Genomic DNA, 14,886 nt, shown 5'->3' on the forward strand with positions numbered 1-14,886 from the left:
GATTAAGGTAACATATTGTTTTAGACGAGAGGTAGAATTATGAAGCGTGTTTCATTTATAGATTTGGGATCCAACTCCGTACGTTTTGTTATTATTGAAATTAACGAAAACGGCAGTTATCAGCTGATTTATCAGCAGAAGGAGAGCATTCGACTCAGTGAGAATATGTGGGAGAAAAATAAACTCACTGAAGAAGCTATGGAACGTGCCATTATGACACTTAAGGCATTTGCACACATGGCAGAAGCCATGGATAGTCTTGAAATATATGCCGTAGCCACTGCTGCCGTACGCTTAGCTAAAAATGGAAACGAATTCCTTAAGCTGGTTAAGGACCGTACCGGTATTGACCTGGAATGTATTGATGGCACCGAAGAAGCCTATTTGGGATTTTTAGGGGTAGTGAATACCATTGGCCTTCGAGACTTCATCCTCTTTGACCTTGGGGGCGCCAGCATTGAAGTAACACTCGTTAAAGACAGAACTGTAAAACATAGTGTAAGTTTGCCTATGGGGGCGCTTACTTTAACGGGTAAATTCCAAAGCGGCGATGAAATGTCTGAAAAAGAGCGTAAAAACTTAATCAGCCATATTCAAGATGTACTTAGCAAGGAGAAATGGCTGAAGGATAAACAGTTACCGCTTGTTGGGATTGGCGGCACAGTGCGTAATTTGGCTAAAATTGACCAAAGAGCGCATAATTATCCGATTGAAAAACTGCATAATTATGAATTATCATTTGAACGCTTAGATGCGATTTATGAAGATGTATGTACCCGTACATTGGAACAGCGCCGTAAGATTTCCGGTCTTTCCTTTGAACGTGCCGATATCATCGTAGCCGGGACAGCTTTGATTCGCGAACTTATGTTGTTCGTTGATGCCAATACTATTCGTGTCAGCGGTTGCGGTTTGCGTGACGGCTTATTTTATCGTTACTATGGCCGAAATTATATGAATGAAAACGGTATCGTTGATGATATTCTGCTTCATTCCGCTGAAAATGTATTACTCAACATGGTACAAGGCGATTTGATTCATGCCAAGTACATTACGAATTTAGCGAAGATGCTCTATGATCAATGGGATAAGGTATATCAATGGGGGCCGCGCATGCGCGAATTGTTGCAAGTATCTTCGTTGCTCCACGATATCGGTAAGACTATTAACTATTACGGTCATGCCCGTCACAGTGCCTATCTGATTGTTAACAGCAGTTTATACGGTTTATCTCATAAAGAGCAGGCCATTTGTGCCTTTGTGGCAGCCAATTCTCATGGGACTAACAGTAAATTTATTAAGGCCTCGCCGTATGGTCATTTATTGACGGCGGACGATCGAGTTATGATAGCGCAAGTTTCTTTAGTATTAGCTTTAGCGGAAGCGATTGACGAAAGCCATGAACAATCGGCTGTATTGGTTAATACTGAATTTACTGATAAAACAATTAATGTGACCGTTTGGAAAAAGCCGGGCGGCAATACATCCATTGCGGAGGTGGTCATTGGTAAGCTGATTAAGCAGTGTAAGAAGGACTTTAGAAAGAATTTAATTGTAGAGTGGCGCGAAGCCTTATAAGGAGGAAATAATGGCATTATCGAAGCCGCCCCTTTATGGAGCCATCCATTTGGGAGCCAGCAGTATGAGTATTACCATCGTAGAATACACCACTATCGATGAAGTGAAAATAATCGACTATGCTTCGCGTGATGTAAACTTCGGGGAAGAATTGTTTCACAGCAAACGATTATCATTCCAAACAATCGAAGAAATTTGTCGCCTGCTAAAAGGTTATAAACGAATGCTCGATGAATACGGAGTTACGGATTATACCGTGTATGCTACGGCTGTCGTTCGTGAAGCTGAAAACCGTCGCAGTATTATGGACCAAATTTTCGTGCAGACCGGCTTCAAAGTAGAAGTCGTGGACATGCCTAAAGAAATTTATTATAAATACTTCGGATTGTACTATCATATGATGAAACAAGGGCTTACTAAGACTAAAGATGCAGCCTTATTTATCGATATTACATCCGGCGGCGTAGGGCTTACGGTGTGGCAAAAGGGTACCTTGGTATTCCAAGAAAACGTGCATTTAGGGACTTTGCGCGTTATGGAATCCTTTAACCGTAATCAGCGCTCATCTTTATCCTTCCCGGCAGCGGTAGGTGAATATTTGCACAGTATGTTGCAACCTTTAGAGGAAGAAGTACGTCGTTTTAACGTTAAATATTTCGTGTTATCCGGCGATGAACCTCGTGAAATTGCAAATTTGATGGGGTTTGAAACACATGGTCAGGAAACTATGTCTTTACTGCCACAGCAATTTGAAGACTTTGTTGACACCTTCCATGGCGTTACAGCGACAAAACTCGTTAACCGCTATGGTATTCCGGAATATCGTGCTAATATCCTTATGCCGACTATTGTATTGTATTCGGAATTGTTAAAAATGGTACGACCGCAAAGCCTGTTAATCAGCCCTTACGGCTTTGCCGAGGGCGTAATTGTGTACAAGGGCGCGGAACTTGAAAATAACCGGTTCCTTGAAGTGATGCGCGAACAAAACTTACAATTGGCTCGTGCTATTGCGCGCAGCTATCAGGTTGATGAAACCCATATTGCTCAGGTTGAGCGTTTTGCGGTACAGCTTTGTCGTCATTTAGTGGATTTCGGTATTAACGAACGCATGATATTTGTACTTCGCACGGCGATTATTTTATCGGAAGTGGGAAAATTCGTGAGTCTCCGTAATCACAGTGAACATGCGTATCGCATCATTATGGGGACTGACCTTTTCGGTTTGTCGGATCGTGAAAAAGAAGTGGTAGCCAATGTGGTATTTTACCATTACAAGGGCAAACCCGATGATGATGATGAAAACTTCCGTTATTTAAAAGAAGTCCAAAAGATATGGGTATCAAAATTCGTGGCCGTATTACGTTGTATGCGTGCCTTGGATGTAAGTCATAAATTGAAAGTGTCGAAGCTGGCTATTGAACGCAATGATAAACGCATCGTGGTTAAAGCGACGACGAAGCAAGACTTGTCCTTGGAAAAATGGACCTTTGAACGAGAAGCAGAATATTTTAGTGAAGTTTTTGGTTTGGAAATGGTCTTACGCATAGGAGGTAAATAAGGCATGTTTGAAAACTATAAATATTACTTTAACCGTGAATTATCATGGTTAAAATTTAATCAACGCGTCCTTCAAGAAGCGATAGACAATACGAATCCATTGATGGAAAAATTGCGTTTTATTGCGATTACCAGTTCAAACTTAGACGAATTCTTTATGATTCGTGTAGCCGGTCTGCGCCATCAGGAAGAAAACGGCATCGTTAAATACGATGCGGCTCACATGGATGCGCGTGCGCAATTACGCGCTATTGATGAGTCCGCTAAGCGTTTGGTGCGTGTTCAATACACTTATTTGAACCATGTTATGGAAATGCTCGGCAAAGAAGGTTTGCACTTTGTAAAACCGGAAGATTTGAACGAGGAACAGTTGGAATGGCTACGCATTCACTTTGAACGGGTGGTATATCCGGTAGTAACACCGCTTGCCATCGACTCGGGCCATCCATTCCCATTCTTGGCAAATAAAACAATGAATACGGTAGTTCAAATTAAACGTTCTGTTGTGGAAACCGAAGAGGATAAAGAAACAAAGAATGCCATTTTGCCAATTCCGTCGGTACTCGATCGTATCGTAGAAGTGCCTGCTAAAGACGGCCAGCGGTATTTCATCTACTTAGAAGATATCATCACCTTCTATGCAGAGCAGTTCTTTGTGGGGTATGACATTTTAAATACCATGACATTCCGTGTAACCCGTGATGCCGACCTTGAAATCGATGAAGAAGAAGCACAAGATTTACTTCTTGAAATGGAAGAGTCCTTACGTCGCCGCCGCCGTGGTGCTACGGTTCGTTTGGAAGTAGCCGGTGAACCGGACGACGAATTATTGCACTTCATTTTAACCAGCTTGCAGTTAAAACCGAAAGATGCATTTATCGTACAAGGTCCGCTCGATTTATGTACGTACTTTGGCTTCTGTGACATGGAAGGCTATGATTACTTGCGCTATGCACCGTTTGAGTCTTGTGAACCCGCCGATCTTGTAGGTCATGAAGAAGAAAATATTTTTGACCTCATTCGCCGTCACGACTTATTCGTGCACCATCCGTTTGAAACATTTAAAACGGTTGAAGACTTTGTAGCCCAAGCAGCCAATGATCCGCAGGTATTGGCTATTAAACAGACCTTGTATCGTGTAAGTAGCAACTCGCCAATTATTTCGTCCCTTATTAAAGCGGCGGATAACGGTAAACAAGTAACAGTCCTCATGGAAGTTAAGGCGCGTTTTGACGAAGCCAATAATATTTTAATGGCCCGTCGTTTGGAAAAATCCGGCTGTCATGTAATCTATGGTTTGAAAGGTTTGAAAACTCACTCCAAGATTACCATGGTAGTGCGTCGCGAAGATGATGCTATTCGCCGTTATGTTCACTTGGCAACAGGGAACTATAATGGCAAAACAGCGCGTTTATACACCGACTGTGGTATTTTCACCTGCAATGATGAATACGGTGAAGATGCGTCTGCTTTCTTCAACTTAATTTCCGGGTATTCCGATCCTCCGATTTGGAATAAATTCATCGTAGCACCTCTCAATTTACGCGAAAAGATAATGGAACTCATCGATGAAGAAATCAGCTATGCCGAAAAAGGCGAACCGTCTTATATGATAGCTAAAATGAACTCTTTATTGGACCGCGAAGTAGTGGCTAAACTCTACGAAGCGTCTTCAAAAGGGGTTAAAATCGATTTAATTGTACGTGGTATTTGTACCTTGCGTCCGGGCATTCCGAATGTGAGTGAAAATATCCAGGTTCGCTCTATAATCGGTCGTTTCTTGGAACACCATCGTTTGTTCTACTTCCGTCACGGCGGTAATGACCGCGTATTCTTATCCAGTGCCGACTGGATGCCGCGTAACCTCAATGAACGTGTAGAACTGATGATTCCGATTGAAGATAAAATCCATAAAGAACGCGTTCGCGGCATTTTAGATTTATATCTTCGCGATAATCAAAAAGCCCATGTAATGCGTGCTGACGGCTCCTATCGTAAGCTTGTAAGTAAGACTGACAAAGTTTCGGCTCAAGAAACGTTGATGAAAGAAGCCAAACAGGCGAGTGAACATCCAAAAATGACGGTAGTTGAGCGCATGCAGCCAATGTTTAAGGAATAATAAGTCTTATATATGACTTCAGCTAATGTATAAGCCGTTATTAACCTTAAATACGACATAATAAAGGTATGTATACGCCTGAAATTAGAAGTGAAAAATTACACGAATCGTTTAATAATAAAGCGCCGATTATAGCGGTTGGTTTTAAAAAACATTTAAACACATTTTTGTGTAATTATCAGAAAATCAAATAATTTTTCTTACTGAAGTATCGACTTGTAATAGAAAGTGATTTCCATTATCAGGTCGATACTTCTTTTTGATTATTGACATTAAACCTGTGAGCCCTTTATATAAAGGCGTTCAGAGCTGGTAGTGTATTTTTATGTACAATTATTCCTAAAGAGAATAAAATAAAAATGACGAGATTATAAATAAAATAAATAAATATAATTATAGCTATTTTGTGTGCACTGTAAAAGGACATAAACGAAAAATAAAGAAAAATATAAACATGAGAGAAATCTGAAGATGCTGTATTTATTTATACCGCCCGGCCGTTTTGTTGACGCTCTGTATCTCTTTGTGGTAGAATAGCGCGGTAGGAGGGATTAGATGACAAAATATCTAGTAATGCAAAAGAAGAATATGGCGACCCTCTTGAGACGCCATACGTCACTTTTGCTGTTACTCCTAGCGGTCGTGTTTATGACGATTTCAGGCTTTGCTTGGAATGAGAAATCAGTTACGATTTTAGCTGATGGTCAAGCACAGATTGTTAGGACACACCTCAACTCAGCGGAGGGCATTTTACACGATGCCGGGATTACGCTCGGGCCAAAAGATGCTGTATTATTAAATACGCAGACTTTGCAAAATGGAACTCAATTAACAGTTCTACGAGCATTTCCTGTAAAAGTAACGATTGACGGCGTAGCTAAAGATGTTATGACCGTTCAAACGACAGCCCAGGGTCTAGCTGATGAGTTGGGATATCATGCACCTAATTACGTACCATTGGGAGATAGCAATCAGCACTTACAAGCTGGTAGTGAGGTTGCTATAGCTCATGTAACCGGTCGTTCTGTAAAAACTTACGAACAGCCTGTAGAAGTACAGGTTATTCGTCAGCGAGACGACTCCATGCACATCGGCGAACAGGAAGTTATCCAAGAGGGGACTCCCGGTTTAGTTGCCGTTGAGGAGGAAATCTTGTACCAGGATGGTAAGGAAATCAAAAAGCAAATTATTAGTCAGAATGATATTAAACGGATGGTACCGACAATCATCAAAGAAGGTTCACGAGATGTGGTAGAAACTTCTCGTGGGGTAGTACGCTATCGCGAGGTGCTGACTATGGAAGCGTCAGCGTATTTACCGGGTGATGGTGATGGTCGAGGCATCACGGCTACCGGTATGGTGGCCAGACGAGGCGTTGTAGCAGTGGATCCGAATGTGATTCCATTGGGTACACGTCTTTACATTCCGGGCTATGGTATGGCTATAGCAGCGGATACCGGCGGAGCTATTAGAGGTCACAAAATTGACTTATTAATGGAATCTTACGGTGAGGCGATGGAATTCGGTCGCCGTTCTGTAGAAGTTTATGTTTTACAGTAAAGAAGTTTTTCAGCACTTAATTCTGGCCTGATTAACTTCATAGTAATTGAATTTTTACAGTAATTAAATATGTAAACTCGTCGTAAGAAGAGGTTGTAACGAAATGCGTTTTGACCCGCATGTTGTTATAGCCTCTTCTTTATTATTTTTGAAAAATTTGGTAAAATTAAGTAGCTATAAAGCCTATGTTATTCACAGTTGATTGTTTGGCCATTGTGGAAAGGAAATACTTATGTTAAAAGAAGTAATCGTAGTCGAAGGCAAGTCGGATATTCAGCAGATTGCCAAAGCAGTAGAGGCTGATTGTATTGCTACCGAAGGATTTACTTTACGCAAAGGGGTATTGGAGCAAATACAAGTTGCCTATGAAAAAAGAGGAATTATTATTTTTACCGACCCTGACACGGCGGGCGAACGAATTCGTCGTTTCTTGGCCAAAAAATTTCCGGATGCGCAGCATGCATTTATCTCGCGCGACTTAGCAACCGCTAACGATGATATTGGGATTGAACAAGCGCCACCGGAAGCCATTCGTGAAGCGTTAGGAAAATTACATACACAGTCGATTGAGTCGTCAGAAGAATTTACCATGCAGGACATGGTGGCTCATAACTTAACCGGTTCACCACGCAGCGCCGATAATCGCGCCATTGCAGGTGCTAAACTGGGCATCGGTTATGGCAACAGCAAGCAGTTTTTATACCGCTTAAATCACTATGGCGTTACCCGTGAGGGCTTTAATGAGGCCATGCGCGACATAATGATCGGCTAGTCGGGTGCTTATTCGATATAATAAGCAGCTAGTTGGAGGCTTACTTGATATAATGCGCGGCTAGTCGGGCGCTTACATGATATGATAATAGGTTGTATTGTTATCGGTCAGTAGTGCGAATACACTGAGTTAAAGTACTCTTTTGAAAGGATATATATGTTAGAATCAATTATTGCGAGTCCCGAAGTAGTGCATTACATATGCAAACGCTTTGGCATTCACATGAGTAAAAAGTTGGGACAAAACTTTCTCATCTCCCGTCATGTAGTAGATGATATTGTAAAAGCAGCCCAGCTGGTACCGGGGGAGCCGGTATTGGAAATCGGACCGGGCATCGGTACGCTTACACAGGGCCTGGCGCAGAGTAAAGCGGATGTTACGGCCGTAGAATTGGACCGCCGTTTGTTGGAAGTATTGGATACGACCTTAGCAGGCTATGACAATGTTAATATAATTCACGGAGATATTTTAAAAGTAAATATTCCTGAATTAATGAACCATAAACCATTTAAAGTAGTGGCAAATTTACCATACTATATTACGACGCCGATTATTATGTCCCTATTGGAAATGAAACTTCCCATTGAGCGACTCGTCGTAATGGTGCAAAAAGAAGTGGCAGAGCGCATGGTGGCCGAACCGGGAACCAAAGCGTATGGTGCACTCTCCGTGGCCGTACAGTACTATACGGAACCGGATATTGTATTTGAAGTGTCGCCTAAATCCTTCTTGCCGCCACCTGAAGTAACCAGTGCAGTTATTCGCTGTCGTTTGCGTAAGGAACCGCCGGTACAAGTGGCTGATGAAAAACTCTTATTCCGCGTTATTAAGGCCGCTTTTGCGCAGCGTCGTAAAACATTTAGCAACACTATGAAAACAACCGGTCTCGCTAAAGAACAGATTGCGGCTATTTTAGAAAAAGCCGGCATTGACGGCAATTTGCGCGGTGAAACCTTTACCTTAGATGACTTTGCCGCTTTGGCTAATGCTTGGCATGAACTCTACGGCAAGGCATAAAATTATTTTTCAAAAGTAAAGATTAAACACTACAGCAGGGTATAAAATTATTTTTCAAAAAATAACTATTGCAAATTTAAAAGTATAGGCGTATTATTAGATGTCAGTTGAAATTTTAAATAAAATTCGGCTGGTATTTAATGATCAAAGTAAGCTACTATTTTGATTAAAAATAGTAGCTTAGTCGTTTGCAATGAACTAATGAAATAGCAAGCAATAATGAAATAGCAAGTAATAATTAGAACGCTAGCCTGCATTTTCAAAAATATAAGTTGCAATAGTAAGCAGTAATTAGAAAGTTAGACTGCGTTTTCAAAAATATAAGTTGCAAGAGTTTCATAGGAGTTAAAAGCGTAATGTTACGTTTAACAGGTAAAGTGATTGGTGTAGTCGCTATTTTAGTTGTGTTTGCGACTTTGGTGTTTTATTTTACCGCACCGGTGTATACACTGCGAGGGATTCCCGTTTTAAACTATCATCAAGTGAATGATGAAAAATTTTCCCCATTGACAATGAAAACTTCGGATTTCAGAAATCAAATGGCATATTTACAAGAGCAAGGTTATCATGCGATTACTATGGAAGAATTATACGGCTATTTGCAAAATAATTTGCCTTTGCCAAGTAAACCGGTCGTAATCACATTTGATGATGGTTATGTAGACAACTATACCGAAGCAATGCCAATTTTAAAAGAATACGGCATGAAGGCCACTTTGTTTATGATTGGCGACTCCATTGGCGCGCCCGGATTCTTATCGGCGGAGCAGCTGAAAGAAATGGAAGCAAGCCATATATTTGAAGTTGAATCTCATACCTATTCGCATAAAGATTTACGGAAACTCTCCAGCGATGCGGTGGCTAATGAATTTAGCCATTCTAAAACATTATTAGAAGCTACCCTAGGCCATCCGGTGCAATACATCGCCTATCCGTGCGGCTTTACCAACCCGCAAGTAGACGCTTTGGCTCAGGCAGCAGGCTATCGCTTGGCTTTTACCGTTGATACAGGGAATGTAAGAAGTGGTGAAAACCGCTTTAACCTGGACCGCGTACCCGTGTTCGAAGGAGACAACCCACTCCTAAGCATGCAACTACGCCTCCACTACGTAGAAATCATCGGAGGCCTGTGGTCACTTCGTGACTTCCTCCTCGCCCATAACCATCCAACCTTGGCATCAATAGTGCCATTGTTCTAAGCTGAACAAAGGTCCCACATCGGAAGCCTGGCTGTTTCACATCAAAAGGCGTTCCTCATGTGGGACCTTTATTCAGTGTGTGGGTCTTACTAAGAGCCTCAACACTCCTCTTCCACGAAATCCTGATGTGAACTGAATTAGAGTCACGCCGGACGCTGAATGGAAGAGAGGGCAGGGTTTTCTTTGGCAGGTAAATGCAGTGAATTACGATGATATAAAAATAGAGATGGCAGGGCATAAAAAGTATAGTATTGTCTTTTGGCAGATAAAAACTTTGAATTGAGATGATATAAAGAAATAGAGAGGACCCGTATATGAAAAGCTTTATGGCGATACGTTAGGCAGATAATCTTTTAAATTGAGATGATATAAAAGAAATAGAGATAGCTCGTGTAAGAGAAGTTTTATAGGCGAAGCGCAGTCACTTTTCGGCACGAGCTATCTCTATTTTATTTATGAGTTAATTATTATCTGCCAAAAGCGCAGTCACTTTTCGGCACGGGTCCTCTCTATTTATATTGAGTATTCTAGCTTTTATCTGCCAAAAGCACAGTTACTTTTCGGCACGGACCATCTCTATTTTTATATTATAAGATTTAAGCGTTTACCCGCCAAAGAAAACACTAAATATGCTCATTCAGCGCCGGCGTCTCTAAGAACGTCACATCAGGATTTCGTTCCACAACCCATCCCATTTGCCACTCATTACTTATCAAAATAACGGTTCGCCCTCGATTATCTTTAACAGCCATGGCATTATCAAGACCTTTAAGCTGTTTAATATCCACATCTTCTTTTACCCAACGGGCTACACTGTAAGGAAGGGAATCGGTAATCGGTTCAACACCGTATTCATTGCGCAAACGATACTGTAATACTTCAAACTGAAGCATACCAACGGCGCCGACGATGAAGGAATCCATGGAATGAGGCTGTTCAAAAATCTGTACCGCACCTTCCTGGGCCAATTGAGTCATCCCTTTTTGGAACTGTTTACGTTTCATTGTATCTTTCGGGCTGACGCGGGCAAAAAATTCCGGCGGGAACACAGGGAAGTCGCCGAAGGTTACTTTGTGATTAGAGGCACAAAGAGTATCGCCTACGCCCATAGTACCGGCATCAAAAACACCGATAATATCGCCGGGATAGGCTTCGTCGATAATCGTACGTTCCGTAGCCAAGAACTGTTGCGGCTGCGCGAGACGAATGCTTTTATTCGATTGGCGATGCAACACGGACATGCCTTTTTCAAACTTACCGGAGCAAATACGCATGAACACGATGCGATCGTGATGGTTAGGGTTCATGTTGGCTTGGATTTTGAAAACAAACGCGGAGAAGTCTTCGGAAGTCGCTTCTACAGTCTCTTCAATGGCCTGGCGAGGAGCCGGGGATGGGGCCAAGGCGAGGAATTTTTCTAAAAACGGTTTAACCCCGAAGTTGGTCATAGCGGAACCAAAGAACATTGGTGTTAATTCACCGGCACGAACACGATCGAAATCGAATTCGTCACCTGCTACGTCGAGGAGTTCAATATCATCAATCAAGGACTGATGCACTTCTTCGCCCAATAACTCACGAAATGCCGGATCGTCTACCGATTCTTTGGTAGATGCCAATTTTTGCTGACCATGTGTTTCGTCTTTGGCAAAAAGGTCAACCGTGTGAGTTTCACGGTCGTAAATCCCCTGATATTCACCGTTGATGCCAACCGGCCAATTCATAGGAACGGCGCGAATGCCCAAGGAGTTTTCAATCTCTTCCATCAAATCGAAGGGATTGCGGCCGAAATGGTCAATTTTGTTGACGAAGGTGAAAATAGGAATACCGCGCTCTTTACATACAGCAAAGAGTTTTTTTGTCTGCGCTTCCACACCTTTCGCTACGTCGATAAGCATGACGGCGCTGTCTGCGGCCATTAAGGTACGGTAGGTATCTTCCGAGAAGTCTTGGTGACCCGGCGTGTCCAAGATATTTACACGGCAGCCGTCATAATCGAATTGAAGCACGGAACTTGTTACCGAGATACCACGTTGTTTTTCGATTTCCATCCAGTCGGATACGGCATATTTTTGAGTTTTACGAGACTTTACGGAACCGGCTAAGTGAATAGCACCACCGTAAAGGAGCAGTTTTTCAGTTAATGTAGTTTTACCGGCATCCGGATGCGAAATGATGGCAAACGTGCGTCGGCGTTTAACTTCTTCTAAGAATGTCATGTTGTCACCTCATACAAATTATCTATCCTTAAAATTATATACTAATGACGGGCGTTTTGTCATTAAATTCATTTTATTAAATTTAAGATAGTCGCAGGAATACCGGTATAGGCGTGGGCCAGGGGTGGACCATTATCATGGAGTGCATGTTTGGTGATGAGAAGCACCATTGGGGCGTATCCGCACCACCGGTATGAATGGGTTCCTTTTATGAACGCCCGGTTTAGTGTATAATAGAACAGACAAAGGAGGGCCTATGAGATTATTTATTGCCGAAAAGCCCAGTATGGGGCGAGAAATAAGTAAATATTTACCGGAGCAGAAGAATGTGCAAAAGCGCGACGGTTTTATTGTGCAAGGCGATGATGTAGTCACTTGGGCCTTTGGACATGTGTTGGAACAGGCTCAGCCGGGGGACTATAATGAACGCTTTAAGCGTTGGAATGCCGCCGATTTGCCCATAGTGCCGGACGAATGGCAATTGCTGGTGACGAAGAGCAGTGCTAAGCAGTTTCAGACTATTAAAAAGCTTATAGAAGATGCGGATACAATTGTTAACGCCGGTGACCCGGACCGCGAAGGACAGCTCCTTATTGATGAGATTTTAGTGTACGTAAATAATACGAAACCGGTGCAGCGTATTTTGCTGAATGCGTTGGATGAAAAGTCGATTCGCGCAGCTCTCAATGATTTGCGTGATAATAAGGATTTTTATAATTTACAGCAATCAGCTTTGGCCAGAGCCCGCGCCGATTGGCTCGTAGGCATGAATTTATCCCGAGCCTACACCTTGCAACAGCGCCGCCAAGGCAATAAGGTGACCTTTCCGATTGGTCGTGTAAAAACACCGACCTTGGCCTTGGTGGTTCGCCGTGAACGGGAACTGGAAAATTTCGTGCCCGTTGATTACTTTACCTTAAAAGTTTTATACAAACATCCGAACGGCAGTTTCTGGGCCACGTGGCAGCCTAAAGACGATCAAATCGGTCTCGATCCGGAAGGTCGTTTAATAAAAAAAGCGGTAGCCGAAGAATTAGCGAAGCGCTTGATGGATGGTAAGACAGGCGTCATTTCCAAACGAGAGAAGACGAAGAAAAAAGAAGCCCAGCGTCTGCCTTTATCGTTGTCGGCCTTGCAGGTTGCAGCAGGGAAGGCGTATGGTTATGACCCACAGCAGGTGCTTGATACGGCGCAGAAATTATATGAAAAGAAATTGACTACTTACCCCCGTTCGGATTGTGATTACTTACCGACAAATCAATTTGAAGATCGTCATGCAATAATACAGAATTTAAGTAAAAACAGCGGCGTTATCGGCGAATGGGCTCAAGGTGCTGATTTAACTATTAAATCACGGGCTTGGAACGATAAGAAAATCACCGCTCACCATGCTATTATTCCAACGACGGTGGCTTGTAACATGGCTACGTTGCCGGACATGGAGCGAAATATTTATTTTCTCATCGCCCAGTCCTATATTACGCAGTTTTATCCGGAACATGAATACGAGCAAACTCGTTTAACAGTGACCCAATGTGATGAGGAATTTGTCGCTCATGGCCGCGTTATTTTGGTAGTAGGCTGGAAGGCTTTGTATCAAAAAGCTAAAAAGGATGATAATGCATCGGATGACGGCCATGATGGGGATGATTCGGCCGGTGATGAAGAGGCAGATTCGCAAGAAGCGGGGAAAAAACGTAAACAGCCTATTGAAGAGAGCGGTGAACTGCCAAATGTAAAAAAAGGCGATTCTGTTGATGTAGATAATATGGCTATTGATGCGAAGCAGACTAAACCGCCGAGCCGTTTTACGGCAGCCACTTTATTGCAGGCGATGAAAGAAATTCACAAGTATGTGAAGAATGAGGATTTGAAAAAGCAATTGAAGGCCGTATCCGGTATCGGTACGGAAGCAACCAGGGCCACCATCATTGATGAGTTGATTACACGTAAGTTTATGTCAGCAAAAGGCAAAAAGAAAGTAATTCAGCCTACCTCTTTGGGGTATACTTTGGTGGATGCTTTACCGGAGGAAATGCTCTATCCCGATGAAACAGCTCTTTGGGAAGAACGTTTGGCGGCTATCAGCGAAGGTCGGGATACATTGGATTCTTTTTTGACCGATCAGATTGAATTCTTAAAAAGTTTGATTAACAAGGCAAATAGCGGCATGAATATGGATGGTCTCGATACAGACGGTTTTAATATTGTCAGCACCGTGCGTACAGTGAAACGCCCGTCAGGCGGAACCGGTAATACTGTTAATCGAGGCGGTGCAGCTTTGTCGGACGAAGAGCTCAGTAAGCTCGAAGCTTGTCCGCGTTGCGGTAAGGGGAAATTAAGACTTAGAAACGGTAAATTCGGGGAGTTTTACGGCTGTACCGATTACCCAAAATGTAATTTTACTAAGCCTGCAACAAACCCTTCGAATGCCGGTAAAGTTCAAGGTGGACCTTTAAACGGAAATGGGACCGGAACTCCGAGCGGAAATCCGACCGGGAATCCGACCGGGAATTCGACCGGCTTCGGCAGAGGAAGTGCTGATTCTATTGACCCCCAGGTGGCGCAAGCATTGGCGGCGGCTAAGGAAAAAGGGACCTTGCAATATAAGTGCCCACGTTGCGGCGAAGGCTATTTAGTAGCCATTGTGCGTAATGGCAATACAAGTTGGACTTGTGCCAATCAACCTAAATGTCGCACTACCGTGGCTGATGTAGATGGGAAACCGGTTGTTTTTAAGTAAGTTGCTTATAAAAAAGGACTACTCTTGTAGGAACATGCTATTCAAAGTACGAACGGCGTGTCTACGAGAGTAGTCCTTTATTTATATGTGCTGGTAAGTGCTTATAGTGAAAGACACTG

9 protein-coding genes are annotated in these 14,886 nt (G+C 42.8%); 8 read left to right on the forward strand and 1 reads right to left on the reverse strand.

Translation table 11 applies throughout. The annotated features are described in order from the left end of the window. Window positions 1-39: 39 nt before the first annotated feature. The 7 genes from ppx (at window position 40) to EO124_RS07565 (ending at window position 9,805) form a co-directional block, all read left to right on the forward strand. Window positions 40-1,578, forward strand: coding sequence for an exopolyphosphatase (ppx, locus tag EO124_RS07535; protein ID WP_127059005.1), 1,539 nt, complete (start codon window positions 40-42; stop codon window positions 1,576-1,578). 10 nt (window positions 1,579-1,588) lie between these two features. After that, window positions 1,589-3,139, forward strand: a complete 1,551-nt coding sequence (locus EO124_RS07540; protein ID WP_127059006.1) for a Ppx/GppA phosphatase family protein — start codon at window positions 1,589-1,591, stop codon at window positions 3,137-3,139. 3 nt (window positions 3,140-3,142) lie between these two features. Beyond that, window positions 3,143-5,257, forward strand: coding sequence for an RNA degradosome polyphosphate kinase (locus tag EO124_RS07545; RefSeq protein WP_127059007.1), 2,115 nt, complete (start codon window positions 3,143-3,145; stop codon window positions 5,255-5,257). Between the two features lie 555 nt (window positions 5,258-5,812). Next, window positions 5,813-6,817 (forward strand): 3D domain-containing protein, encoded by a 1,005-nt coding sequence (locus EO124_RS07550; RefSeq protein WP_127059008.1) that lies wholly within the window; start codon window positions 5,813-5,815, stop codon window positions 6,815-6,817. Window positions 6,818-7,049: 232 nt separating this feature from the next. Next, a complete protein-coding gene (rnmV, locus tag EO124_RS07555; protein WP_127059009.1) occupies window positions 7,050-7,589 on the forward strand; it encodes a ribonuclease M5 in 540 nt (179 codons plus the stop codon). 156 nt (window positions 7,590-7,745) lie between these two features. After that, a complete protein-coding gene (gene rsmA / locus EO124_RS07560) occupies window positions 7,746-8,606 on the forward strand; it encodes a 16S rRNA (adenine(1518)-N(6)/adenine(1519)-N(6))-dimethyltransferase RsmA (protein WP_127059010.1) in 861 nt (286 codons plus the stop codon). A 356-nt stretch (window positions 8,607-8,962) separates the two neighbouring features. Continuing rightward, window positions 8,963-9,805 carry a polysaccharide deacetylase family protein gene (locus EO124_RS07565; RefSeq protein ID WP_127059011.1) on the forward strand — a complete coding sequence of 281 codons (843 nt, stop codon included), beginning with the start codon at window positions 8,963-8,965 and terminating at the stop codon, window positions 9,803-9,805. Between the two features lie 623 nt (window positions 9,806-10,428). Here the strand turns inward: EO124_RS07565 and EO124_RS07570 are convergent. After that, the gene (locus tag EO124_RS07570) at window positions 10,429-12,024 is read right to left on the reverse strand and encodes a peptide chain release factor 3 (protein WP_127059012.1); all 1,596 of its coding nucleotides are present in this window, start codon (window positions 12,022-12,024) and stop codon (window positions 10,429-10,431) included. A gap of 256 nt (window positions 12,025-12,280) precedes the next feature. Between EO124_RS07570 and EO124_RS07575 the strand changes: the two genes are divergently transcribed. Then, on the forward strand, window positions 12,281-14,767 hold the full coding sequence (locus EO124_RS07575) for a DNA topoisomerase III (protein WP_127059013.1): 2,487 nt from the start codon (window positions 12,281-12,283) through the stop codon (window positions 14,765-14,767). The last annotated feature ends 119 nt before the right edge of the window (window positions 14,768-14,886 follow it).

It is taken from the genome of Veillonella ratti, assembly GCF_003992115.1.
GTDB lineage: Bacteria > Bacillota > Negativicutes > Veillonellales > Veillonellaceae > Veillonella_A > Veillonella_A ratti.